Genomic DNA, 22,548 nt, shown 5'->3' with positions numbered 1-22,548 from the left:
TTCTCCCCCTGGCTGTCGGGCAGCCTGTTTCGCCCGAAGATGCTTCCGTGGCTTTTGCGCAGCCGGACTTCTCAGCGCCGCGCGTGAAACTGCATGCGCACCGCCGGCGTGCCTAGCCGCCAGCTCAGCCACAGCAGCACCGGCACGGCGAGGCCTTTCAGCACCAGCGCCAGCAGGTAGCTGCGGCGCGCGTGCAGCACGGCTTGTTGCAGGGCGGCCTGGTCGTGCAGTTGGCCCAGGGCGTCGCGGCTGGCCTGCAGCAGCTGCGGCCATTGCGCCAGCATGGCGCCGCCGCTGGCCAGCATCCACAGCGCCAGTACCGCGGCGGCCACGCGCATCGCCGGGCGCGCCCAGGCCTGGCGCAGGATGCAGCCGGCGCACAGCACGATCAACGTGAAAGCGGCCAGCAGGTAGGCGATATCCCAGGCCAGCAGCCGGTGCAGCGTGCGCAGGGCGGCGCTGTCGGCGGCGTAGGCGTGGCGCTGGCTCCACAGCAGTTGCGCGTGGCTGAGATACTGCACGCAACCGAACGCCGCCAGCAGCAGCAACAGCCACACCAGCACACGCCACAGCATGAACCGGCGACCGCGCGACAGCGGCTCCGCGCGCATCGCCACCGGCATCAGGATGCCGCCTTCAGCGTGGCCAGGTCGGCCAGCACCTGGGCGGAGTTCTTCTCCGGGTCGACGTCGGTGTAGACCTTGGCGATGTGGCCCTGCGGATCGATCAGGAAGGTGGTGCGCCTGGCGTAGTGCATGCCCATGCGCGAGGTCAGCACGCCATAGGCGGTGGCGACCGTGCGCTCGGCGTCGGACAGCAGCGGGAATGGCACGTGGTATTTCTCGGCGAACTCGGCGTGGGACTTGACGTCATCCAGGCTCACGCCGACCACGTCGGCACCGGCCTGGCGCAGCTTGGCGATGTCGTCGCGGAAAGTGCATACCTCGGTGGTGCAGCCGGGGGTGAAATCCTTGGGATAGAAGTACAGCACCAGCCAGTGGCCGTGGTAGTCGGCCGGGCTGCGCCAATGGCCGGCCTGGTCCTGCAGGCGAAACGCCGGGGCGGCCTGGCCGACCTGCGGGCCGGCGGCAAACACCGGAGCCGCGAATGCGCACAACAGCGACAGGATGACGAGGCGGGCGAGGCGGCGCATGGCGGTTTCTCCACGACGAAAAACGGGGCGACCTGCGCAGTGTAGCGCCGCTGAAAAGACGAAGGCGCCCGACGGGCGCCCTCGCGGCTTTCCTGGCGGAAACGATCAGGGACGACTGATGGTGAACTTGCCCACCGAGACGCCCAGGTTGACGCCCTCGCCGGTACCGGCCAGCGCCAGCGAGACGGTGCCCTTGGTCAGCACCTGCGCCTGCGAGCTCTTCACCACGCCGGCCTCGGCGCCGGCCTGGGCGTAGTCGCCAAAGACATCGGCGATGCCGTGCACGTTGCTGATCTCGCCCTTGCCGTTGTTGATGCGGTACTTGCCCGCGGTGAGACCGCCGCCGACCACGGTGATCTTGACGTTGGCGTGCTGGCCGTTGTCACAGGTGACGCTGCCGGTGCCTTCGGCGTGCTTGTACAGCAACGACCAGCCGGACAGGTTGTAGACCATGTCGCATTTCACGCTGGCGTCGGCGGCATGGGCGTTGCCGGCCGGCAGCACGGTCATCGCGCCGGCGCAGGCCAGCACCAGGGCGGCCATTCCAAAGGTGGACTTGATCATGGACTTTGCTCCTTGTAATGCAGGGATGGAAGGCGGCACCGAACTCTGGCCACGGCGGCCGCCCGCTCGTTGCGCTGCGGCAACGACGTGCGAATCGTGTGCATCGCGGCGTGACAATCGCGTGCAGGGTCATGAACCACCGTTCATCTGCAGGCGCACCGCGGCGTGACGGTTGCCTCGCGGCGTGCGCTCGCCGTAGGGTGGGCCTCGCAGCGCAAGGAGATCGAGATGATCAAGTATTCCCTGGTGGGTTACGACGGCTCGGATGCGTCGCAACGGGCATTCCGGTTCGCGGTCGAGCTGGCCCGCTGCACCGGCGGCCGCGTGCGCGTGGTGTGGGTGCTGCAGGTCAGCGAAGGCGGCGCCGACGCCTGCGCGCTGATGATGGCCGACTCCGGCACCCAGCGTGCGCAGGAACTGCTGGCCGAACTGGCCACGATCGTGCCGGACTCGGCCCAGCTGGTGGACATCGAGCTGACCCACGGCAGCCCCGGCGACGTGCTGCTCAGCCAGGTCGACGAGCACGGCGTGGATCACATCGTGATCGGCCACACCGAACGCGGTGCACTGGCGCGCTGGCTGCTGGGCTCGGTTTCGGGCAACGTGCTGGCGCGCGCGCACGTGCCGGTGACGATCGTGCGCTGACGGCAGCGGTTTTCTCAGTGGTCGGCCGCCGGCGTCTCGCGCGGTTTGGCGTCGATCTGGCGCTGCGTCTCCTGCGCGATGTGCAGTTGCCTGACGTCGATCGGCCGGATCTGCGAGATCACGCAGGGCGCGTACGGCCCGCCGGTCAGCACCTTGTCGAAGCGGCTGAACACGGTGCCGGAACTGGAGGTAAGGCCGATCGCCTGCGTGAACGGCAGGTTCTGGCAGGGGCCGTCGAGGTCGAGCAGCCAGGCCTGACTCGGCCGGGTGTAGACCACCACCTGGTGGTCGCCGAGCGGCTCCCACGACCACAGGGTGAAGAAATGGAAACTGCGCACCGGCGCACCGGCCGCGCTGGCGTATGCCGCCTCGCGCTGCCGTTCGCGCTGCGCCAGGGGCACGCTGGAGCAGGCGGCCAGCACGGCAACCAGCGCGAAAACGAGGCAGGAACGAACAGTGGACATGGCGAATCCTCCACGGAAAGACATCACGGACAACGCGCCAACCCGCAGTGACGTGTACCGCGCGACGCTCAGCGCCTGCCCGCCTTGCGCACCGGCTGCCACCTGGCAGGGTCGAAACCGCCGACTTCGTAGACCAGGTGACGATCCCTGGTGCCCTCCACCTGGGTGACGTCCAGCTGCAGCTTGCGGGTCTTCTCCAGCAGCGCGATGAAGGCCTTGTCGTCGCGGATCATCAGCGCCGGTTCGCCGCCGTCGGGGGCGAATGCCTTGATCCGCACCGGCTTGCCGTCGGCCTGGCCGGTGATGGTGCAGTTGCCGCGGCACACGAAGCCGGGCTTGCTGCCATAGAGGAAGGCACTCTGGCCCCAGCTGGTATGCCGGCGCAGCACCAGCCGCACCGGCTCGCCGTCGTCGCCCTGGCTGTAGATGCTGGCGGTCGATTGCGTGCCGCCGGCCATCGGCGCGACCTGGTAGGTCCACAGCGCGGCCAGCCGGTTCTTTTCGCTGTTTTCCTTGTAGCGCTTCTCGATCGCGGGCAACGTCTGCATCACTTCCTTCGCCGCATCGCTGTGCGGGAAGCGTTGCACGATGTCCTTGCCCATCGTCACCACCATCTCGTCGTTGTGCAGTTTCAGCAACTGGCGATAGGTGTCGAGGTTGCGCGCCGCGGTGGCGGCATCGGCCGCGGCTTTCTGCTGTTGCGCGGTGAGCTCGGGCGTGCCCGGGCCTTGCGAACAGCCGGCGAACAGCACGGCGCAGAAAACCAGCGGGGCACAACGGAGCAGGACGCGATTCATCGACGGCATACCAGGCGAAGGGCAGCGGCTAGCTTGGAACGATCCGCGGTCGCGGTGCAACCGCGCGGGATGCTTTCAGCTCTCGCTGGCCATGATCGAATCGACGTGCTCCACCCGCCTGATCCGATCCAGCCATACCCGCTGGTGCCACGTCGGAACATCCGGGCGCTCCAGCTGCACCTCGGCGTTGATGCCTTCGCGGCCCTGCGGGTCGCGAAACACCTGCACGCTGGGCCGCATGCTGACCACGCCGTCGCAACTGCTGCCATCGCTCAGCAACAGCACCACGTGGCCATTGGCAGGCAGCTGGTGCACCAGTGCCTCCAGTCGATCGATGTCGTCCTCGCGGACGAGGACGCTGGGTGCGTTTTGGCCCATGCGACAGCCCTCACTGACCAGTGGAAGCCCGACCCTATCCGCGCCCGTGGCAAGGGCGCGTCAACGAAGCGCGCCCGGGGACGGGAACGGATATGCTGCCAGCCCGCGAGAACCCATGGAGCCGTCCCGTTGATCACCACGTCGCCCAGCGAATTCCTGCACGCCTTCGCCACACTCGCGCCACGGGACGGCGCCGCCGCCACGGCGCGCGCCGCCTATCTGGTGGCCCCGGCAGAGTTCGCCCTGGCGGCGGAATCGGCACGCGACAACCGCTACATGGACATGAACCTGGCGGTCGACCCGCTCAAGGCGCTGGCCCAGCACGGAGCGCTGGCGCAGGCACTGCGCGCGGATGTGCCGGTGATCACCTTCCCCGGCGATCCGGCAACGCCTGACGCGGTGTTCCCCAACAATGTGTTCGCCACCGCGCCGGGGCGGCTGATCGTCGGCCGCATGCGCCATCCGGTGCGCCAGCGCGAGGCCGAACGCCACGACATCCGCGCCTTCTTCGGCGAGGTGCTGGGCTATGACGAGATCGACCTGTCCGGCTGCGAGGGCCTGGTCGCCGAACTGACCGGCTCGCTGGTCATCGACCGCGCCCGCGGCGTCGGCTACTGCGGCCTCAGCGAACGCTGCGACATGGCTGGCGCGCAAGCCATGCACAAGGCTTTCGACTTGCGCCTGACCTACTGTTTCGAGCTGGCCGACGCCGAATACCACACCAACGTGTTGCTGACTCTGCTCGCCAGCCGCGCGGCGATCATCGCGGCCGATGGCTTCCGCGATCCGGCCGCGGCACAGGCGATCGCCACGGCGTATGGCGATCGCGCGATCTGGCTGACGCCGGCACAGAAGCAGGCGTTCGCCGGCAACGCCATCACGCTCTCCGACGAGCGCGTGTGGATGAGCGCCCGCGCCGCCGTCTCGCTCACCGGCGCACAGCGCGCGGCGCTGGCCGGTTACGGCTTCACCATCGGCGCAGTGGAACTGGGCGAGATCGAGAAGGCCGGCGGCAGCCTGCGCTGCTGCGTGGGCGAGATCTACTGATCGCGAGCCGGGAGATCTCCGCGGATCGCCAGCACCAGACGAATCAGCGCTTCGCGGGCCCGCCGACGCGGCTGGAACTGCACGCACTGAACAAGGGCGCGACGTACGTGGTGACGGCGGAGGCATCCGACGAACGCGGGGGGTCGGGGCTGTCGCGGATCGCGGTGCCGGAACCCCGAGCTTGCAGCTGGCGGTGCGGTACGTTCTGATGCACGGGTGATCACCGTCCATCATCTCGACAACTCGCGCTCGCAGCGCATCCTGTGGCTGCTGGAAGAGCTCGGCCTGCCATACGAGATCAAGCGTTACCTGCGCGATCCCGGGACCATGCTGGCCCCGGCGGAGCTGCGCGCGGTGCACCCGCTGGGCAAGTCGCCCGTCATCACGGACGGCGAACTCACGCTGGCCGAATCCGGCGCGATCGTCGAGTACCTGGCCGATCGCCACGGCGCCGGCACGCTGATTCCCGCGCACGGCACGCCCGAACGGCTGCGCTGCAACTACTGGCTGCATTACGCCGAAGGGTCGGCGATGCCGCCGCTGCTGCTCAAGCTGGTGTTCCGGCGCGTCGAGGCGGCGCCGATGCCGTTCTACACCAGGCCGGTGGCGAAGCGCATCGCGCGCACGGCGCAGCGCGGTTTCGTCGATCCGCAACTGAAACTCCATCTCGACTACTTGGAAGGCGAGCTGGGCCAGCGCGACTGGTTCGTCGGCGACCGCTTCAGCGTGGCGGACATCCAGCTGAGTTTTCCGCTGGAAGCCTTCGCTGCGCGCGGCGGGCTGGATGCACGTCATCCGCGGCTGTCCGCCTTCCTGCAGCGCATCCATGCGCGGCCCGCCTACCAGCGCGCGCTGCAGCGCGGCGGCGAGTATCGGCTCGGCGGCTGAACGGCGCGATGGTCACGGCGACCTGGTTTTACGCGGTGGTCACGGCGCCACAGGCAGATTGGCGTTCCCGCTGTACCTGAAGGAGACCGCCATGCATCACCGGGAAATCGAGCAGCATCTTCGCGATGCCGCGGAGGTCGCCGCCGAGCGTGCCGGCGACCGTGCGCACGAATACGCCGACGGCGCCGGCAGCGCGATGCGTGGCCTGTTCCGGCACGGCCAGCGCATCCGCGACCGCTTCTCCGACCGCGGCAGCGACTACCGGCGGCAATTGACGCGCGTCGCCGGCGATCTCGCCGACGAGGCGAACTACCGCTATCGCCGCGCACGCCGCCAGGTGCAGCGGCATCCGGTGGCCACGGTCGCGATCATCGCCGGCACCATCGGCGCGTTCCTGCTGTTGCGTCGCGCATTCCGCAGCGACGACGAATGAACCACTGAACCACGCGCAAGCCGCCCCGGCACCGGTAATGGCCGGCGTCGTGGCGGCATGCCGCCGAGTCGCTGCTAAGCTGCGACTTGCCCTTCCGGCGGTCGTCGCATGGCTCGCACCGATCTCACTTTCCATCACCCGGTCGCATTCTGGCTTGGCTGTGCCGCGGTGATCGCCGGCGTGCTGGCGCATCTGCCGATGCTGGCGATGGCCGCGCCGATGCACTACCGGCTCGCCGGCATGCCGATGGACGGCCTGATGCTCGCCGGCATGGCGCTGGTGCCGCTGGGCGTGCTGCTGGCGGCCTACGGGCTGATGCCGCGGATGGAGCAGATGCGCCGCACCGCCCATCCGGATCGCGGCGCGGTGTCGTTCCACGTCGCCGACAACGTGCCGCTCAACCGCGAGCACTGGAAGCTGGTCGGCGTGCTCACCGTCGCGCTGGCGGTGGACGTGATGAAGCCGGCCACGATCGGCTTCGCGATGCCGGGCATGGCGGCCGAGTACGGCATCAGCGGTTCCACCGCGGGCTTCCTGGCCTTGTCGGCGCTGACCGGCACCGTGGTCGGCTCGGTGGTGTGGGGCCGGCTGGGCGATCTGTTCGGCCGCCGCGCGGCGATCCTGCTGTCGGCGCTGATGTTCATGGGCACGGCCATCTGCGGCGCGATGCCGGCGTTCGGCGGCAACCTGGTGATGTGCTTCATGATGGGCGCCGCCGCCGGCGGCATGTTGCCGATCACCTTCACCCTGATGGCCGAGACCATCCCCACCCGCCATCGCGGCTGGTTGCTGGTGGCGCTCGGCGGCGTCGGCACCTCGGCCGGCTACCTGCTCGCTTCCGGCGCGGCGACGCTGTTCGAGCCGACCTACAGCTGGCGCTCGCTGTGGCTGCTGAACCTGCCCACCGGTGCGCTGATCGTGCTGCTCAACCGCTACATTCCCGAGTCGCCGCGCTTTCTCGCGCTGAGTGGCCTGGAGGACCAGGCGCGCGCGGTGCTGCGCCGCTTCTCGGGCCAGGCGGCATCGACCGACGCCTTGAGTGCCGGCGTGGTCGTCGCGCCGACGATCGCGGCGCGCGTCGGCATGCGCCAGTTGCTGCGTGGCCGCCACGCGGCGATCACCTGGGGCCTGCTGACCTGCGCCGTCGCCTGGGGCCTGGCCAACTTCGGCTTCCTGCTGTGGCTGCCGGCGAACCTGGTCACGCTGGGCCTCGACGCCCAGGCCAGCGCGGCGCTGCTGGCGCGCTCGGCGATCCTCGCCCTGCCCGGCATCGGCCTGGTGGTGTGGGGCTACCAGCGCTGGAGCAGCATCCGCACGCTGGTGCTGTTCATCGCGCTGACGGCCGCGGCGCTGCTGCTGTTCTGCATGATTGGGGCCATGCAGTTGCGCTCGCCGGCGCTGACCACCACCGCCACGGTGCTGTTGCTGCTGAGCATCAGCGGGGTGATCGCCACGCTGATCCCGTACGCGGCGGAGATCTATCCCGCGCACCTGCGCAGCAGCGGTGCCGGGCTGATCGCCGGCGGCTCGAAGTTCGGCGGCATCCTCGGCGCGGTGGTCGGCGTGGCCGGGTTGTTCGAGCATTTCGCGCTGTCGGCGCTGCTGATCGCGCTGCCGATGGCGGTCGCCGCGGCGATGCTCGCCCGTCGCGGCATCGAGACCCGCGGCCACGCACTGGAAGCGATCCAGCAGGCGCTGGCGAAATAGCGCGCAAGAAAAAGCCGCCCCGAAAGGCGGCTTCCCCGGCCCGTATCGCGGGCGATCACACGGTCAGCGGATTGGGCTTGTCCGGATCGAGCTTGTACTCCTTGATCGCGCGGCTGACGTCCTTGGCGTTGACCTTGCCTTCCTTTGCCAGCGCGGCCAGCGCGGCGTGGGCGATCCAGTAGCGGCTGATCTCGAAGAACTCGCGCAGGTGCTCGCGGGTATCGGAGCGACCATAGCCGTCGGCGCCCAGGGCGGTGAACGAGCGACCCTCGGGCACGAAAGCGCGCACCTGGTCGACCACGCCGCGCACGTATTCGCTGGCGGCGATCACCGGGCCGTCGCGCCCGGCCAGGTTGGCGGTGACGTGCGGCACGCGCTGCTTCGCTTCCGGATGCAGGCGGTTCCAGCGCTCGCAGTCGAAGCCGTCGCGCGACAGTTCGCTGAAGCTGGGGCAGGACCAGATGTCGGCCTTCACGCCGAAGTCGGCATCCAGCAGCTCGGCCGCCGCAATCGCCTCGATCAGCGAACCGCCCGCCGCCATCAGCTGCACGCACGGCGCGCCGTTCTTGCCCTTGCTCTTGCCCTTGCCTGAATCCCGATTCCCCAATCCCGAGTCCCGGAACAGATACATGCCCTTGACGATGCCGTCGTAGCAGCCCTCGGGCATGTCCGGGTGGACATAGTTCTCGTTGGTGGTGGTGATGTAATAGAAGACGTCCTGCTGCTCTTCGTACATCTCCTTGACGCCGTGGTGCAGCAACACCGCCACCTCGTACGACCAGGTCGGGTCGTAGGCGCGGCAGTTGGGGAAGGTGCCGGCCATCAGGTGCGAGGCACAGTCCGAATGCTGCAGGCCTTCGCCGGGGAAACTGGCGCCGGCGGTGGCGCCGACCAGGAAGCCGCGCGCGCGCTGGTCGCCAGCGGCCCAGATCAGGTCGCCGATGCGCCGGAAGCCGAAGAACGAGTAGTAGATGAAGAACGGCAGCATCGGCTGGTTGGACAGCGAATAGCTGGTGCCCGCCGCGATCCACGCCGACACGCCGCCAGCCTCGGAGATGCCTTCCTGCAGCACCTGGCCGTCCTGCGCCTCGCGGTAGTACAGCAGCTGGTCGGCATCCTGCGGACGATACTTCTGGCCGAACGGCGCGTAGATGCCGATCTGCCGGAACATGCCCTCCATGCCGAAGGTGCGCGCCTCGTCGGCCACGATCGGCACCACGCGCGGGCCGAGCTGCTTGTCGCGCAGCAACAGGTTCATGCCGCGCACCAGCGCCATGGTGTTGGAGATCTCGCGCTCGCCGCTGCCCTTGGTGATCTGCTCGAACGCGGACAACTCCGGCGCCTTGCACGGCACGTCGGTGCGGCGGCGGCGCTGCGGCAGGAAGCCGCCCAGCGCGCGACGGCGTTCCAGCATGTATTCCACCTCCGGCGAGTTCGGGCCGGGGTGGTAGTACGGCACGCTGTCCAGCTTGTCGTCGGGCACCGGAATCTGGAAACGATCGCGGAACGTGCGCACGGCATCGCCGGTCATCTTCTTCTGCTGATGGGTGGGGTTCTCCGCCTCGCCCGAGCCGATGCCCATGCCGTAACCCTTCACCGTCTTGGCCAGGATCACCGTGGGCATGCCCTTGGTGTTCACCGCCGCGTGGTAGGCGGCGTAGACCTTGTGCGGATCGTGGCCGCCGCGATTCAGGCGCCAGACGTCGTCATCGCTGAAGTTGGCCACCATCTCGCGGGTCTGCGGGTACTTGCCGAAGAAATGCTCGCGCGTGTAGGCGCCGCCGAAGGCCTTGCAGGCCTGGTATTCGCCGTCCACGGTTTCCATCATCAGCTTGCGCAGCGTGCCGTCCTTGTCACGCGCCAGCAGCGCATCCCAGTAGCTGCCCCAGATCACCTTGATGGCGTTCCAGCCGGCGCCGCGGAACACGCCCTCCAGCTCCTGGATGATCTTGCCGTTGCCGCGCACCGGGCCGTCCAGCCGCTGCAGGTTGCAGTTGATCACGAAGATCAGGTTGTCCAGGCCTTCGCGGCCGGCCAGCGAGATCGCGCCCAGCGATTCCGGCTCGTCCACTTCGCCGTCGCCGAGGAAGCACCATATCTTGCGGTCGGTCTTGGGTATCAGGCCGCGGTTCTCCAGGTAGCGGAAGAACTGCGCCTGGTAGATCGCCTGGATCGGACCCAGCCCCATCGACACGGTGGGCACCTGCCAGTAGTCCGGCATCAGCCACGGGTGCGGATAGGAGGTGAGCGACTGCTCGCCGCCGACCACGTCGGCGCGGAACAGGTCGAGCCGCTCCTCACTGATGCGGCCTTCGAGGAAGGAGCGCGCATAGATGCCGGGGCTGATGTGGCCCTGGTAGCCGATCAGGTCGCCGGGGTGGTCGACGCTGGGGGCGCGCCAGAAATGGTTGAAGCCCACGTCGTACAGCGTGGCCGAGGAGGCGAAGCTGGCGATGTGGCCGCCCAGCGAACCGGGCCGGCGGTTGGCACGCACCACCATCGCCATCGCGTTCCAGCGGATCAGGCAGCGGATGCGCCACTCCATCGCCGCATCGCCGGGGCTCTTGGCCTCCATCCCGGGCGGGATCGTGTTGACGTATTCGGTGGTCGGGTTGAACGGCAGGTAGCCACCCGAGCGACGGGTGGTGTCGACCATCTTCTCCAGCAGGTAATGCGCGCGCTCGGTACCGTCGTGCTGTATCACCGCATCGAGCGAATCGATCCACTCGCGGGTTTCGGTGGGGTCAAGATCCTGGTCCAGGATTTCGTCGAGCTGGTCCATCGGGGTTCTCCACGGCACCGTGGGGTGTGCCTGCAAAAGGTTCGCGCCGCCGGGGCCGCGGCGCGACAACACATGAGTTTAGTTGTTTGCCCGGATGCCTGCCAATGGCGCCGGCATCAGCCGGCGAAGGCGGTTTCCCGCGGGAGAGGGACGGCTAGCCGGCCTGCACGGGCGGTTGCGCGCCGCATGGGGACAGCACGGGCTTGCGCAGCACGACGATGTCCTGGTTTCCGTTCAGGCCGCCTTCGATGTGCTCGACCACGACAAGATGGCGTGCCCAGTGCCGGCGCACATAGTCCACGGTGTGGAACGTGGTCTGGTAGAAATCGGGCAGGCCGTCAACCTTGAAACGACCCTTGCGGTCAGTGCGATAGGCGAACCCGTCGCGCGCCAGCGTGGCGAGTTCCGCCGCGGTGCAGCTGCCGGTGGCGGAACGGCCGTGGGTGGTGGCGAGCAGCAGGCCACCGGGTTTCAGCAGTCGCGCCATTTCGGCGAGCCACTCGTCCTGCGCCGGCGCATCCAAATGGGTGAACAGCGACACGCTGTAGATAACGTCGAACATCCCGCTGGCATAAGCCGTCGGCGTGGCCGGGCTGTTGGTCGCGAACCGGGCCACGGCGGAAAGATTTTTCCGCGCCCAGTCGATGGCCTCCGCGTCGATGTCCGAGCCGTGCATGTCGCAGGAACTGGCGGCAGCCGCCAGTTCGCCGATGACCCGGCCCGGCCCGCAGGCAAAGTCCAGCACGACCAGGCGCTCCGGCACCACGCCATGCGCGGCCAGCGTGTCGAGCAGGCAGCGCGCGATGCGGCGGCCATTGGCCAGGTAGCTGGCCGAATCGAAAGCGCGGTGCACCCGGTAGCGCAGCATGGGCGGCGGGAGGCCCAGCACCGGCACGCCGGGGTCCGTCCAGTTCGCCCGCGCCAGCTGCAGGCGGAACTGCGCGTACCTCGCGGCACCGACGAGCCAGTACAACGGCGCGATGCGTTTCGCCATCTGGCGCAGTTGCTCCATCATGCCGCCCGTCAAACTGCGTGCCATGCGCTGCGTCCCTGCCGGTGGTGGTGTGTTCCGATCAACCGCGCCGGCTGCCCTGCGCGGCGCGGATCTGCGCATCGACCGCGGCCACCGCGGTCATGTTGACGATGCGGCGCACGGTGGAGGCTGGCGTGAGGATGTGCGCGGAGCGGTTGACGCCCATCAGGATCGGCCCGATCGAGACGCCGTCGGTCATCACCCGCACGATGTTGTAGGCGATGTTGGCCGCGTCCAGGTTCGGCATCACGAACAGGTTGGCGCGACCGCTGAGCGTGGTGTGCGGGAACATGCGCTGGCGCAGCGCCTCGTCCCAGGCGGTGTCGGCCTGCATCTCGCCGTCCATGTCCAGCTTGGGCGCGCGCGCCTTGAGGATCTGCCAGGCCTTGCGCATCTTCGCCGCGCTGGGGTTGTCGTGGCTGCCGTAGTTGGAGTGCGAGAGCAGCGCCACCTTGGGCTCGATGCCGAAGTTCTTCAGCCGGTAGCAGGCCTGCAGCGTCGCCTCGGCGATCTGCTCGGCGGTGGGATCGACCTGCACGTGGGTGTCGAGGAAGAACCACGCGCCCTTGTCGTTGATCACGCCGCTCATCGCCGAGGTGCACGACACGCCCGGGTCGAGCCCGAACACGCTGCGCAGGTAGCCGAGTTTCTTGTGGTAGCGACCCACGATGCCGCAGATCATGGCGTCCGCCTCGCCGCGTTCGACCATCATCGCGGCGATCAGGGTCGGCCGCGAGCGCAGCAGGTTCTTCGCCGCCGCCGGGCTGACCCCGCGCCGTTCGGTCATGGCGTGGTACTGCTGCCAGTAGTCGTTGAAGCGCGGGTCGTCGTGGATGTTGGTCAGCTCGAAATCCACGCCGGCGCGCATGCGCAGGCCCAGCCGCTGGATGCGCGTGTCGATCACGTCCGGGCGGCCGATCAGGATCGGCCGCGCGATGCGCTCGTCGATCACCGTCTGCACCGCGCGCAGCACGATCTCCTCCTCGCCCTCGGCGTACACCACCCGCTTGGGATCGGCGCGGGCGCGCTCGTACACCGGCTTCATCAGCAGGCCGGTGCGGTAGATGAACTGGCCGAGTTTCTCCTTGTAGGCGTCCATGTCCACGATCGGCCGGGTGGCCACGCCCGAATCCATCGCGGCCTGCGCCACCGCGGGCGCCAGCATCACCAGCAGGCGCCGGTCGAACGGGCGCGGGATCAGGTATTCCGGGCCGAAACAGGGGATCTCGCCGCCGTAGGCACTGCCCAGGTCGGAGGCCTCCATGCGTGCCAGCGCGGCGATCGCGCGCACGCAGGCGGTCTTCATCGCCTCGTTGATCACGGTGGCGCCCACGTCCAGCGCACCGCGGAAGATGTAGGGGAAGCACAGCGCGTTGTTGACCTGGTTCGGATAATCCGAACGGCCGGTGGCGATGATGCAGTCCGGCCGCACCGCCTTGGCGTCTTCCGGGGTGATCTCGGGGTTCGGGTTGGCCAGCGCCAGGATCACCGGGCGCTCGGCCATCGTGGCGACCATCTCCGGCTTGAGGATGCCGCCGGCGGACAGGCCCAGGAACACGTCCGCCCCCGCCACGATCTCGGCCAGGCTGCGCTTGGGCGTGTCGCGCGCGTAGCGCGCCTTGTCCGGGTCGAGGTTGCTGCGGCCGGTGTGGATCACGCCCTCGCGGTCGAACGCGAGGATGTTCTCCGGCCGCACGCCCAGCGCCACCAGCATGTCGAGGCAGGCGATGCCGGCTGCACCGGCGCCGGTGGTGGCGAGCTTGATGTCCGCGATGTTCTTGCCGACCACCTCCAGCGCATTGACCAGGGCGGCGCCGACGATGATCGCGGTGCCGTGCTGGTCGTCGTGGAACACCGGGATCTTCATCCGCTCGCGCAGCTTGCGCTCGACGATGAAGCACTCCGGCGCCTTGATGTCCTCCAGGTTGATGCCGCCGAAGGTGGGCTCCAGGCTGGCGATGATCTCGACCAGCTTGTCCGGGTCGTTCTCGTCGATCTCGATGTCGAACACGTCGATGCCGGCGAACTTCTGGAACAGGATGCCCTTGCCTTCCATCACCGGCTTGGCCGCCAGCGGCCCGATGTCGCCCAGACCAAGCACCGCGGTGCCGTTGGTGATCACCGCCACCAGGTTGGAGCGTACGGTGTACTCCGCCGCCGTCGCGGGGTCCTCGACGATCGCGTCGCACGCCGCCGCCACGCCCGGCGAATACGCCAGCGACAGGTCGCGCTGGGTCAGCAGGGCGGTGGTCGGGGTGATCTTGATCTTGCCCGGCCGCGGATGACGGTGATACTCCAGCGCGGCGAGGCGCAGTTCTTCGGGGAGGGCCATGGGAGGGGCTTTTTTCCAGTGAGTGGGCGCCATCGCGCGAGCGCGGATGGCTGGCGAGAATGTTAGCACCTGGGCCTGCGTCGCTGGCCCACGCCCGGCGCCCTCACGCGCCCGGCAGCAGGTCGTCCTCGCGCACCCGATCCATGTGGATGCCGTTGATGAACACCGAGAACGCCAGCTTTCCGGCCAGCCCGTGCACGTGCTGCATCCATGGCGGCAGCCAGCGCGGCGGCACGATCGCGCCGGAGGCGAAATGCGGCTGCAGGCTGATCACGTCGTGCAGCGCCAGCTTGCCGGCGAACAGATAGCGCAGCAGATCCAGCCGGCGCTGGCGCAGGGCCCAGCGGAAGAACGTGTGCACGGTGAGCAGGCCGGACAGGTAGACGTTGTCCTTGGCGAACACCGCGCCGCCGCCCGGCGGCACGCCACGGAACACCCGCTGCGCCGAGTGGAAGCTGTCGGCCACGCTCTGCCCGCGCGCATGGAAGTAGCGATAGACCTCGACGAAATCGGCGCCGCCCAGTGCCATGTCGATCGCCACGATGCGCAGGCTGATGCGTTTCAGCCGGGCGATGTCGATCGCCCCCGACATCAGCTCGGCGAATACCGCCAGCCCTTCCTGGGTGGCGGTGACCCGCGGCGAGGTGCGCCCCAGCGACGCCAGCAACGGCTGGCGCCGGCCGTTCAGCGCGGTCAGCGAATGCACGAAGGCCTCGTGCGCCAGCAACTGGTGGTGGTCGTACTGGCTGAAGGTGGCGCCGCCGCGCAGGCGGATGCGGGTGGCGCCGGCCGCGGCCTTGGCGGTGAGCTCGGGATCGACCTCGACGCGGATCGTGCCGTCGCCGAAGAAGACATCCAGCGTCTCGGCCAGCGCCGCGCGCAGCACCTCCGCGTCGATGTCGCCGCCGTCGTCGGCGAGCAGGTCGGCACCCAGTTCGTCGGACAGCTCGACGAAATAGCGCGCGGCATCCAGGTTGCTGCGCTGGCTGCCGGGGATGCGGTCGTCCGGCTTGCCGTACAGCGCGATCGACGGCGCGGTCACGCCGGCCGTACCCACCGCTTCGAGCATCTGCGCGGCGACCTGCCAGGACTCGGCGGTGCGGCGCAGGTACTCGCCCAGCGGATCGCCCGCGCCGACCTCCACCGCCGCCGTCTCGATCGCCGCCAGTTCGGTGCGCGCCGCCGCCAGTCCGGGCACCTGGTAGGACACCGCCGGCAGGCTGAAGCGGCCCTGGCCGTAGGCCTCGATCATGCGGTTTTCCAGCGACGCGGGCCACGCCACCGTGGGCAATATGTGGATGCCGCGCACCGCCGCCAGCAAGCGCTGGTCCAGCGCCGCGTAGCGTTGCAGCTCCGGTGCAATGGCCGCGTTCATCGCGAGACCCCGGCACGCCGCGCACCGTCGGCGCGAATTCTTCCCGAGCTGCCCCCGCGCGCCATCGAACTACTCCCGCTCGCGCTTGACGCGGTGGCCGCGCGGCGGCTCCAGCGGGCGGCCGCCGCGCTGACGGCGCAATCGCGCTTCGAGGGTGGCAGCCTGTTCCTCCCGCTCGTCGTGCAGCTTGAGATAACTGCGCCAGCGCTCGGCGCCCAGCTCGCCGGTGTCCAGCGCCACCTGCACCGCGCAACCGGGCTCGCTGCCGTGGCCGCAATCGGCGAAGCGGCACTGCTCGGCGAGCGCCTCGATGTCGGCGAACAGGTCGAGCTGCTCCTCGCCGGTCAGTTTCAGCTCGCGCATGCCGGGGGTGTCGATCAGGCAACCGCCCGAGGGCAACTGCAGCAGCGCGCGGTGGGTGGTGGTGTGGCGACCGCGGCTGTCGTGGCTGCGCACGGCGGCGGTGGCCATGGTCGCGGTGCCGAACAAGGTATTCGTCAACGTCGATTTGCCGGCGCCGGAGGAGCCCACCAGCACCGCGCTGTCACCCGGCTGCAGGTAGCGCGCCAGCTCCTGCGCGCTGGCGGGGTCCTTGCAGTTGAGCGCATGGATCGGCGTGTCCTGCGGCAGGCGCGCGCGCAGCGCGGCGACCTTCGCCGCCGCATCCTCGTGCTTGTCCAGCTTGCTCAGCAGCACCACCGGCTGCGCGCCGGAGCCTTCGGTCAGCGACAGGTAGCGCTCGATGCGGGCGGGGTTGAAGTCGCCGTCCAGCCCGGTCAGCACCAGCACGTAGTCGACATTGGTGGCGATCAGCTGGCGCTCGTAGCGCTCGCCCGCGGCGGCGCGCGACAACATGCTGCGGCGCGCTCCCACGCTGACGATGTGCGGCGGCGTGCCGTCGGCCACCTCCACGAAATCGCCCACCACCGGTCGCTCGGCGGGGTCGATGCCGCGCTTGAGGAAGCGGCCGTCCGGCTGCGCGCCGAACAGTGCGTGGCCATCGTGCAGTTCATAACCGGCGCGATGCTGCGCCACCACCCGCGCCAGGCGCAGGCCGCCGGCCGGCAGGCGGTCGCCGCGCCAGCCGATATGCCGCAGCCGCTCGATCGTTTCGACATCACTCATGGCGAGGCTTGCCTGGCATGGTGGGGCGATTATGCCCTGCCCGGCCACGGCCCGACGATGGCCAGCGTCGCGCCCGCCGATCGGCTCGCGCTGCACTGCATCACGCTGCTAGCATCCACGTCGCCGGCGTTCGCGCCGTTTCCCACCCGCAAAGGAACCCAGGCGTTGGCTCCGATCATCCCCAGTGCGCACCTGGCAGACGTGCGCTACGAGATCCGCGGTGCGCTGACCCGCCGTGCCCGCGAGCTGGAATCCGCCGGACGCGACATCATCAAGCTGAATATCGGCAACCCCGGCCGCTACGGCTTCGAGGCGCCGGCGCACCTGCGCGAGGCGATCGCCAGCCACCTGCACGAGAGCGACGCCTACGGCCACGAGCAGGGACTGGAAGCGGCGCGCGAGGCGATCGCCGCGCAGCAACGCAGCCGCGGAGCGCGGCACGTGCAGCCCGAGCGCATCTTCATCGGCAATGGGGTCAGCGAACTGATCGACCTGGCTTTGCGGGCTCTGCTGCAGCCCGGCGACGAGGTGCTGCTGCCGAGCCCGGACTACCCGCTGTGGAGCGCGGCCACCATCCTCAACGGCGGACGGCCGCAGTACTACCGCTGCCCGGCCAGCCGCGGCCACCTGCCCGACCCGGACGAGGTGGAGGCGCTGGTCACCCCGCGCACCCGCGCGCTGGTACTCATCAACCCCAACAACCCGACCGGCGCGGTCTATCCGCGCGAGCTGCTGCAGCGGCTGGCCGAAGTCGCAGCGCGGCACGGCCTGTTGCTGCTCGCCGATGAAATCTACGACGAGATCCTCTACGACGGCGCGCACTTCCAGCCACTGGCGGAAGTCGCCGGCGAACTGCCCTGCCTGAGCTTCGGCGGGCTCAGCAAGGTGCATCGCGCCTGCGGCTATCGGGTCGGCTGGATGAGCCTGTCCGGCGCGCCCGCGGGAACGTCGGTGTATCGCGACGCGCTGCAACTGCTGGCCGCATTGCGCCTGTGCGCCAACGTGACCGCGCAGTGGGCGGTGCCGCCCGCCTTGCAGGACGCGCCGACGATCGGCGCCCTGACCGCGCCGGGCGGGCGCCTGCACGAGGCGCGCGCGGCGGTGCTGCAGGGAGTCGCCGCCAGCGAACACCTCGACCTGGTGGCGCCGGCCGGCGCGTTGTATGCGTTCCCCGCGGTGCGCGCCGAACGCATCCCGCAGTTCGACGACGAATCCTTCGCCCTGCGCCTGCTCGAAGAGGAGTCGGTGCTGGTGGTGCCCGGCAGCAGCTTCAACGTGTCGCGCAGCCGCCACTTCCGGCTGACCCTGCTGCCGCCGCCCGCGCAGCTGCACGAGGTGTTCGTGCGGATCGAGCAGGTGCTGCAGCGGATGGCGCGCGAACAGGCGGACAACGCCGTCATCGCGGCCTGAGGCTTGCCGATGCCCGCATCCCGCTCGCCGCTGCGTCACCTCGCGCTCGGCGATTCCTACACCGTCGGCGAAGCCGTGGCCGCGAACGCGTGCTGGCCCGCGGTGCTGGCGCAGCAGCTGCGCCGCGGCGGCGTGGCGGTCGACGAGCCATGCCTCGTGGCCGTCACCGGCTGGACCACCGACGAGCTGGCACGAGGCATGGACCAGGCCGCGCTGGCGCCGCCCTACGATCTGGTCACCCTGCAGATCGGCGTCAACAACCAGTATCGCGGCCGCAGCCTCGATGAATACGCGGCGCAGTTCGCCGCCTTGCTCGAACGCGCCATCGCGCTGGCCGGCGGGTGCGTCGCGCGGACGCTGGTGGTCTCCATCCCCGATTGGGGCGTCACCCCCTTTGCCCGCGAACAAGGCCGCGATGCGGCGCGGACCGCCCGCGAACTGGACGATTTCAACGCGTGTGCCCGCGGCCTGGCGGCAAGCCGCGGCGTCCGCTTCGTCGACATCACCCCGATCTCGCGCCGGCATCCCGAGCTGGTCGCCGCGGATGGCCTGCATCCGTCGGCGGAGCAATATGCGCTGTGGGCAGACGCGATCGCGCCAGCCGCGCGTGCGGCGTTGTCGCGGCAACCTTGAAAGCTTCGCTGCCCGCCGTCATCTCCACGGCGTATCATTTGCCCCTTTCCCCGGAGCCCTGCATGTCACTGGACAACACCACCCGCGAACGCATCGAAGGCCTGCTCAAGGAGCACCGCGTGGTGCTGTTCATGAAAGGCGACCGCCACCAGCCGATGTGCGGTTTCTCCGCCGCCGCAACCAACACGCTCAACGAGCTGCTGCCGGAGTACCACACGGTCAACGTGCTGGACGACCCGGAGATCCGCGAGGGCATCAAGCTCTACGGCGAGTGGCCCACGATCCCGCAGCTGTACGTCGGCGGCGAGCTGATCGGCGGCGCCGACATCATCAGCCAGATGTACCGCAGCGGCGAGCTGCATGCGGTGTTCGGCATGCCGGCACCGGATCGCACCCCGCCGGAAATCACCATCACCGACGCCGCCGCCGAGGCGATCCGCCAGGGCACGGCCAATGCGCAAGGCATGGTCCTGCACCTGGAGATCGGTCCGGATCACGGCGCCGGCTTCCAGCTGGCGCCGGCCGGCGAACACGACGTGGTGACGCAGTCCAACGGACTGGAAGTGCATTTCGACCCCGCCAGCGCCCAGCGCGCGCGCGGCATCGTGATCGACTGGGTTTCCACCGTGCAGGGCGAGGGACTCAGCCTGACCTTCCCCGGCGCGAAGTAAGCACGCCTTCGCCCACCCCGGCCGGCTCTCCGCCGGCCCGGGCGGCCGGACGCCATCAGGCTTGTGCAGGCGGGGCGCTGGCGTCGTTGAAATCGCTGATCGCCTCGACCAGGTCGGTCACCGCGGCCCGCTCGGCCTCGCTCAGGTCGGGGTTCCAGCTGTCCAGGATCAGTACCACGCGGGTTTCACCGCTGCGGTTCCATGCCTCGTGCAGGAAGGTGTCGTCGAACGTCACGCACTTGCCGGGCTGCCAGGCATGCTCCTGGCCACCGACGTTGATGGCGCAATGCTCCGGCACGATCAGCGGCAGATGGGTGACCAGCCGGGTGTTGGTGACCCCGCGATGCGGCAGGATGTGCGTGCCCGGGCGCAGCACCGAGAACAGCGTCTCCGGCGCGTGGTCGCGGATGCGCACCAGCGGCAAACTGTCGAGGATGCCGACGGTGATCGGGCAAGCCGCGCAATGGTCGTCGTAGCGCTTGCCGTGGCGGTAGAAGAAGTACGCGTCCCACGCCGCATCGTCCTTGCCCCACGACTTCAGCATCTCGCCGGTCGCCGGGCCGGCGGACGTGCCCAGGAAGGGTTCGAGATCGCGCGCTGCGCCCAGCTGCTCTTCCAGTTCGCCCCGAATATCGCCGGTTGCCTGCTCGAGCGCTTCCAGCCACGGGAAACGCGAGCGCTCGTAGTAGGGCTGGCTCGGCACGCCGGCGAAGTAGAGGAATTTCGGCTGCTGGCGGGCGTCGGGGATGTTCGCCGGCTGCTCGCCAAGATAGATCGAAAGGCTTTGCTCGACGCGGGTCAGCTCCGACGCGCCGTAACGATCGCGCAGCGGCTCCAGCACCTCGCTGAACAAGCGGCGACGTTCGCGGTTCACGTAGTTGATGGCGTACTTCACCAGCTCGCGCACGGCCGGTGCGGTGGTCTGGTCGTTCGTCCAGCGGCCCTGGTTCTGCGCCGTGCGGATGGCGGTGTACCAGGTCACCAGCGCATCGTGCGCGCGCCCGAGCTGTTCCTGGGCCACGCCCAGCTGCAGCCGCGCGACAAATGCCTGCGGCGCCAGTTGCAGGCTGCGCTGCAGCGTGCCGGCGGCGTCGCCGAAATCGCCATTGGCCAGTTGCACTGCCCCCAGCAGTTGCAACAGGTCGACCCGCTCCGGTTCCCGCGCGACAGCGTGCAATGACAGATCCCTCGCCGGAACCAGCTCGCCGCGCGCGTAATGGCGGCTGGCCAGGAAACTCAGCGCCTCGACATCGTGCGGCAGCAGTTCCAGCAGGTGACGGAAGAACTGCTCGGCCGTTTCCGGGTCACGCCGTTGCAACCGCTCGTGGGCGGCGCGGCGGCAGGCTTCGGGAGTCAGCGGGTGGGTCATGTCCATGGAACAGTGCCTTGGAGTGCTGCCGTGCGCCAGCACGGGGCGGGAGCCAAACGGGCATAATACGCGTTCATTGCCGCTCGATGGTGGCAGCCGGACTGCGCTGGACGCGCCTTCGGCCACGGCTCACCCAAACCGGATCGTGGAGAAAGCATGGCAACGCGGCTGGATGGACTTACCCCGACCACCGCCCGCCGCGTCGTCGCGGCGGGCGAGTCGCTCGACGCGGGACGCGTGGAGGAGGCGATGCGGCAATTGGCGGGCATCGAGCGCAACGAGGCGCACCATCCGGAAATCCTGCGCATGCACGCCGGCATCCTCGGCATGCGCGGTCAGCACCGCGACGCCATCGCCGTCATGCGCGACGCCATGGCCATGCGGCCCGACGACCCGGTCTACCACAACACGCTGGGCAGCCTGCAAGGCCAGGCGGGCGATTACGACGCGGCAATCGAATCGCTGCGGCGCAGCTGCGAGCTGCAGCCGACGCTGGGCATGGCCTGGTACAACCTGGGCGTGATGCTGACGCGCTCGGTGCGCAACGACGAGGCCACCGCGGCGCTGCAACGCGCCGTAGAGCTGGAACCGCGCCACATGCAGGCACGTGCGCTGCTTGCCGACATCCTGCGCATGCAGGGTCGTGCTGACGAGGCCGCGGCCGAGTATCGGCGCGTGCTGGCCGAGAACCCCGGCGCGGGCATGGCATGGTGGGGCCTGGCCGACCTGCGCAGCGGCCAGTTCAGCGAGGAAGACATCGCCAGCATGCAGGCGACGCTGCAGGACCGGCGCAACAGCGACGACGACCTGATCGCGACCGGCTTCGCGCTGGCCGCCGCGCTGCACGATCATGGTCACCCGGCAGCCGCCCTGCGGGCCATCGAGCAGGCCAACAACCTGGCGCGACGCCGCCGGCACTGGGATCGCGGCGCGTTCTCCGCCAGCGTGACGGCGCTCAACCAGGCGTTCGACCCGCCGCCCGAAGGCGCGCCCGGCGAGCTGGGAAGGGAGGTGATCTTCATCGTCGGCCTGCCGCGCTCCGGCTCCACCCTGGTCGAGCAGATCCTCGCCTCGCATTCCCGGGTGGAGGGCGCCGGCGAGCTGTCCGACCTCCCGCAGGTGCTGGCCGAGGAATCGCGTCGGCGCGGACAACCTTTCCCGCAGTGGGTGAAAGCCATGCAGCCGGCCGACTGGCAGCGACTGGGCCAGCGTTACCTCGAGCGGACCGCACACTGGCGGCGCCATCGTCCGATGTTCACCGACAAGCTCCCCAGCAACTGGATCTATGCCGGCGCGATCCGCGCCATGCTGCCGCAGGCACGCATCATCGGCTGTCGGCGCGATCCGCTCGAGACCTGCTTCTCGTGCTACCGGCAACGCCTGGAGAACAACGAGTACACCCGCGACTTCGACGATCTGGCCAGCTTCTGGGGCGATTTCGATCGCAGCCTCACGCATTGGCAGCGGCTGCATCCGCAGCACGTGCTGGAGTTCCGCCACGAGGAACTGCAGGCCGATCCGCCGCAGCATATCCGTGCGCTGCTGGATTTCTGCGACCTGCCCTACGAGGAGGCTTGCGAACGCTTCCACGAAAGCAGCCGCGAGGTGCGCTCGCCCAGCGCCAGCCAGGTGCGTCAGCCGCTGCGGCGCGACACCGCGCACACCGCGGCTTACGCCGAGCTGCTCGATCCGCTGCGCCGGGCGCTCGGATTGGCGCCGTGGAAGTCCGCGGTCCACTGAGC

The 22,548-nt window shown here is 69.2% G+C and carries 20 protein-coding genes and 1 pseudogene; 9 read left to right on the top strand and 12 right to left on the bottom strand.

Annotated features, from left to right (window positions below):
• Positions 1-71: 71 nt before the first annotated feature.
• The 3 genes from ACFCQI_RS08990 to ACFCQI_RS08980 form a co-directional block, all read right to left on the bottom strand.
• Entirely contained in the window at positions 72-623 is a 552-nt protein-coding gene (locus ACFCQI_RS08990) for a hypothetical protein (protein ID WP_395121105.1), read from the bottom strand.
• Positions 623-1,153, bottom strand: a complete 531-nt coding sequence (locus ACFCQI_RS08985) for a peroxiredoxin (RefSeq protein WP_395121104.1) — start codon at positions 1,151-1,153, stop codon at positions 623-625. The genes ACFCQI_RS08990 and ACFCQI_RS08985 overlap by 1 nt, the downstream gene beginning before the upstream one ends.
• 105 nt (positions 1,154-1,258) lie before the next feature.
• On the bottom strand, positions 1,259-1,717 hold the full coding sequence (locus ACFCQI_RS08980; RefSeq protein ID WP_395121102.1) for a hypothetical protein: 459 nt from the start codon (positions 1,715-1,717) through the stop codon (positions 1,259-1,261).
• 228 nt (positions 1,718-1,945) lie between these two features.
• Here ACFCQI_RS08980 and ACFCQI_RS08975 point away from each other — a divergent pair, with 228 nt between their 5' ends.
• Positions 1,946-2,362: a universal stress protein gene (locus tag ACFCQI_RS08975; protein ID WP_395121100.1), complete on the top strand. Its 417-nt coding sequence runs from the start codon at positions 1,946-1,948 to the stop codon at positions 2,360-2,362.
• A gap of 14 nt (positions 2,363-2,376) precedes the next feature.
• On the opposite strand, the gene ACFCQI_RS08970 is transcribed toward ACFCQI_RS08975, so the two are convergent.
• From ACFCQI_RS08970 to ACFCQI_RS08960, 3 genes are all read right to left on the bottom strand, one after another.
• The gene (locus tag ACFCQI_RS08970; RefSeq protein ID WP_395121099.1) at positions 2,377-2,826 is read right to left on the bottom strand and encodes a DUF6491 family protein; all 450 of its coding nucleotides are present in this window, start codon (positions 2,824-2,826) and stop codon (positions 2,377-2,379) included.
• Positions 2,827-2,894: 68 nt separating this feature from the next.
• Positions 2,895-3,623 (bottom strand): hypothetical protein, encoded by a 729-nt coding sequence (locus tag ACFCQI_RS08965; RefSeq protein WP_395121097.1) that lies wholly within the window; start codon positions 3,621-3,623, stop codon positions 2,895-2,897.
• 75 nt (positions 3,624-3,698) lie between these two features.
• A complete protein-coding gene (locus tag ACFCQI_RS08960) occupies positions 3,699-4,001 on the bottom strand; it encodes a DUF3247 family protein (protein WP_395121096.1) in 303 nt (100 codons plus the stop codon).
• A 129-nt stretch (positions 4,002-4,130) separates the two neighbouring features.
• Here ACFCQI_RS08960 and ACFCQI_RS08955 point away from each other — a divergent pair, with 129 nt between their 5' ends.
• The 4 genes from ACFCQI_RS08955 to ACFCQI_RS08940 all read left to right on the top strand — a co-directional run bounded on the left by ACFCQI_RS08955 (position 4,131) and on the right by ACFCQI_RS08940 (position 8,076).
• Entirely contained in the window at positions 4,131-5,048 is a 918-nt protein-coding gene (locus ACFCQI_RS08955) for an arginine deiminase-related protein (protein WP_395121094.1), read from the top strand.
• A gap of 216 nt (positions 5,049-5,264) precedes the next feature.
• Complete coding sequence (locus tag ACFCQI_RS08950) at positions 5,265-5,936, top strand: glutathione S-transferase family protein (RefSeq protein ID WP_395121092.1); 672 nt, start codon at positions 5,265-5,267, stop codon at positions 5,934-5,936.
• A gap of 91 nt (positions 5,937-6,027) precedes the next feature.
• Complete coding sequence (locus ACFCQI_RS08945) at positions 6,028-6,369, top strand: hypothetical protein (RefSeq protein ID WP_395121091.1); 342 nt, start codon at positions 6,028-6,030, stop codon at positions 6,367-6,369.
• A gap of 108 nt (positions 6,370-6,477) precedes the next feature.
• Positions 6,478-8,076 carry an MFS transporter gene (locus tag ACFCQI_RS08940; protein ID WP_395121090.1) on the top strand — a complete coding sequence of 533 codons (1,599 nt, stop codon included), beginning with the start codon at positions 6,478-6,480 and terminating at the stop codon, positions 8,074-8,076.
• Positions 8,077-8,131: 55 nt separating this feature from the next.
• Here ACFCQI_RS08940 and aceE read toward each other — a convergent pair whose 3' ends face one another.
• From aceE to rsgA, 5 genes are all read right to left on the bottom strand, one after another.
• Positions 8,132-10,858, bottom strand: a complete 2,727-nt coding sequence (gene aceE, locus ACFCQI_RS08935) for a pyruvate dehydrogenase (acetyl-transferring), homodimeric type (protein ID WP_395121089.1) — start codon at positions 10,856-10,858, stop codon at positions 8,132-8,134.
• Positions 10,859-11,012: 154 nt separating this feature from the next.
• Positions 11,013-11,897 carry a class I SAM-dependent methyltransferase gene (locus ACFCQI_RS08930; RefSeq protein ID WP_395121088.1) on the bottom strand — a complete coding sequence of 295 codons (885 nt, stop codon included), beginning with the start codon at positions 11,895-11,897 and terminating at the stop codon, positions 11,013-11,015.
• A gap of 34 nt (positions 11,898-11,931) precedes the next feature.
• A complete protein-coding gene (locus tag ACFCQI_RS08925; protein ID WP_395121087.1) occupies positions 11,932-14,223 on the bottom strand; it encodes an NADP-dependent malic enzyme in 2,292 nt (763 codons plus the stop codon).
• Positions 14,224-14,326: 103 nt separating this feature from the next.
• Positions 14,327-15,598 carry a flavohemoglobin expression-modulating QEGLA motif protein gene (locus tag ACFCQI_RS08920; protein ID WP_395121086.1) on the bottom strand — a complete coding sequence of 424 codons (1,272 nt, stop codon included), beginning with the start codon at positions 15,596-15,598 and terminating at the stop codon, positions 14,327-14,329.
• Positions 15,599-15,667: 69 nt separating this feature from the next.
• A complete protein-coding gene (gene rsgA, locus ACFCQI_RS08915) occupies positions 15,668-16,723 on the bottom strand; it encodes a ribosome small subunit-dependent GTPase A (RefSeq protein WP_395121085.1) in 1,056 nt (351 codons plus the stop codon).
• Positions 16,724-16,888: 165 nt separating this feature from the next.
• On the opposite strand from rsgA, the gene ACFCQI_RS08910 reads away from it, so the two are divergent.
• The 3 genes and pseudogenes from ACFCQI_RS08910 to grxD form a co-directional block, all read left to right on the top strand.
• Complete coding sequence (locus ACFCQI_RS08910; RefSeq protein ID WP_395121084.1) at positions 16,889-18,133, top strand: aminotransferase class I/II-fold pyridoxal phosphate-dependent enzyme; 1,245 nt, start codon at positions 16,889-16,891, stop codon at positions 18,131-18,133.
• Between the two features lie 9 nt (positions 18,134-18,142).
• Positions 18,143-18,766, top strand: coding sequence for an SGNH/GDSL hydrolase family protein (locus ACFCQI_RS08905; RefSeq protein WP_395121083.1), 624 nt, complete (start codon positions 18,143-18,145; stop codon positions 18,764-18,766).
• 62 nt (positions 18,767-18,828) lie between these two features.
• A pseudogene (gene grxD, locus ACFCQI_RS08900) lies at positions 18,829-19,431 on the top strand (Grx4 family monothiol glutaredoxin); the annotation flags it as partial.
• A gap of 61 nt (positions 19,432-19,492) precedes the next feature.
• On the opposite strand, the gene ACFCQI_RS08895 reads toward grxD, so the two are convergent.
• On the bottom strand, positions 19,493-20,812 hold the full coding sequence (locus ACFCQI_RS08895; RefSeq protein ID WP_395121082.1) for an aspartyl/asparaginyl beta-hydroxylase domain-containing protein: 1,320 nt from the start codon (positions 20,810-20,812) through the stop codon (positions 19,493-19,495).
• Between the two features lie 150 nt (positions 20,813-20,962).
• On the opposite strand from ACFCQI_RS08895, the gene ACFCQI_RS08890 reads away from it, so the two are divergent.
• Entirely contained in the window at positions 20,963-22,546 is a 1,584-nt protein-coding gene (locus ACFCQI_RS08890) for a tetratricopeptide repeat-containing sulfotransferase family protein (protein WP_395121081.1), read from the top strand.
• The last annotated feature ends 2 nt before the right edge of the window (positions 22,547-22,548 follow it).

This window comes from Rhodanobacter sp. FW102-FHT14D06 (genome assembly GCF_043950705.1).
In the GTDB taxonomy this organism is placed as follows: domain Bacteria; phylum Pseudomonadota; class Gammaproteobacteria; order Xanthomonadales; family Rhodanobacteraceae; genus Rhodanobacter.
The sequence above is the reverse complement of the archived record's forward strand: the minus strand, read 5'-3'. Positions and strand labels throughout refer to the sequence as shown.

What these genes read in the sequence shown, in the direction of transcription:
- ACFCQI_RS08990 (WP_395121105.1), bottom strand. Translation starts at nt 623, where the DNA reads ATGCCGGTGGCGATGCGCGCGGAGCCGCTGTCGCGCGGTCGCCGGTTC.
- ACFCQI_RS08985 (WP_395121104.1), bottom strand. Translation starts at nt 1,153, where the DNA reads ATGCGCCGCCTCGCCCGCCTCGTCATCCTGTCGCTGTTGTGCGCATTC.
- ACFCQI_RS08980 (WP_395121102.1), bottom strand. Translation starts at nt 1,717, where the DNA reads ATGATCAAGTCCACCTTTGGAATGGCCGCCCTGGTGCTGGCCTGCGCC.
- ACFCQI_RS08975 (WP_395121100.1), top strand. Translation starts at nt 1,946, where the DNA reads ATGATCAAGTATTCCCTGGTGGGTTACGACGGCTCGGATGCGTCGCAA.
- ACFCQI_RS08970 (WP_395121099.1), bottom strand. Translation starts at nt 2,826, where the DNA reads ATGTCCACTGTTCGTTCCTGCCTCGTTTTCGCGCTGGTTGCCGTGCTG.
- ACFCQI_RS08965 (WP_395121097.1), bottom strand. Translation starts at nt 3,623, where the DNA reads ATGAATCGCGTCCTGCTCCGTTGTGCCCCGCTGGTTTTCTGCGCCGTG.
- ACFCQI_RS08960 (WP_395121096.1), bottom strand. Translation starts at nt 4,001, where the DNA reads ATGGGCCAAAACGCACCCAGCGTCCTCGTCCGCGAGGACGACATCGAT.
- ACFCQI_RS08945 (WP_395121091.1), top strand. Translation starts at nt 6,028, where the DNA reads ATGCATCACCGGGAAATCGAGCAGCATCTTCGCGATGCCGCGGAGGTC.
- ACFCQI_RS08940 (WP_395121090.1), top strand. Translation starts at nt 6,478, where the DNA reads ATGGCTCGCACCGATCTCACTTTCCATCACCCGGTCGCATTCTGGCTT.
- aceE (WP_395121089.1), bottom strand. Translation starts at nt 10,858, where the DNA reads ATGGACCAGCTCGACGAAATCCTGGACCAGGATCTTGACCCCACCGAA.
- ACFCQI_RS08930 (WP_395121088.1), bottom strand. Translation starts at nt 11,897, where the DNA reads ATGGCACGCAGTTTGACGGGCGGCATGATGGAGCAACTGCGCCAGATG.
- ACFCQI_RS08925 (WP_395121087.1), bottom strand. Translation starts at nt 14,223, where the DNA reads ATGGCCCTCCCCGAAGAACTGCGCCTCGCCGCGCTGGAGTATCACCGT.
- ACFCQI_RS08920 (WP_395121086.1), bottom strand. Translation starts at nt 15,598, where the DNA reads ATGAACGCGGCCATTGCACCGGAGCTGCAACGCTACGCGGCGCTGGAC.
- rsgA (WP_395121085.1), bottom strand. Translation starts at nt 16,723, where the DNA reads ATGAGTGATGTCGAAACGATCGAGCGGCTGCGGCATATCGGCTGGCGC.
- ACFCQI_RS08905 (WP_395121083.1), top strand. Translation starts at nt 18,143, where the DNA reads ATGCCCGCATCCCGCTCGCCGCTGCGTCACCTCGCGCTCGGCGATTCC.
- ACFCQI_RS08895 (WP_395121082.1), bottom strand. Translation starts at nt 20,812, where the DNA reads ATGGACATGACCCACCCGCTGACTCCCGAAGCCTGCCGCCGCGCCGCC.
- ACFCQI_RS08890 (WP_395121081.1), top strand. Translation starts at nt 20,963, where the DNA reads ATGGCAACGCGGCTGGATGGACTTACCCCGACCACCGCCCGCCGCGTC.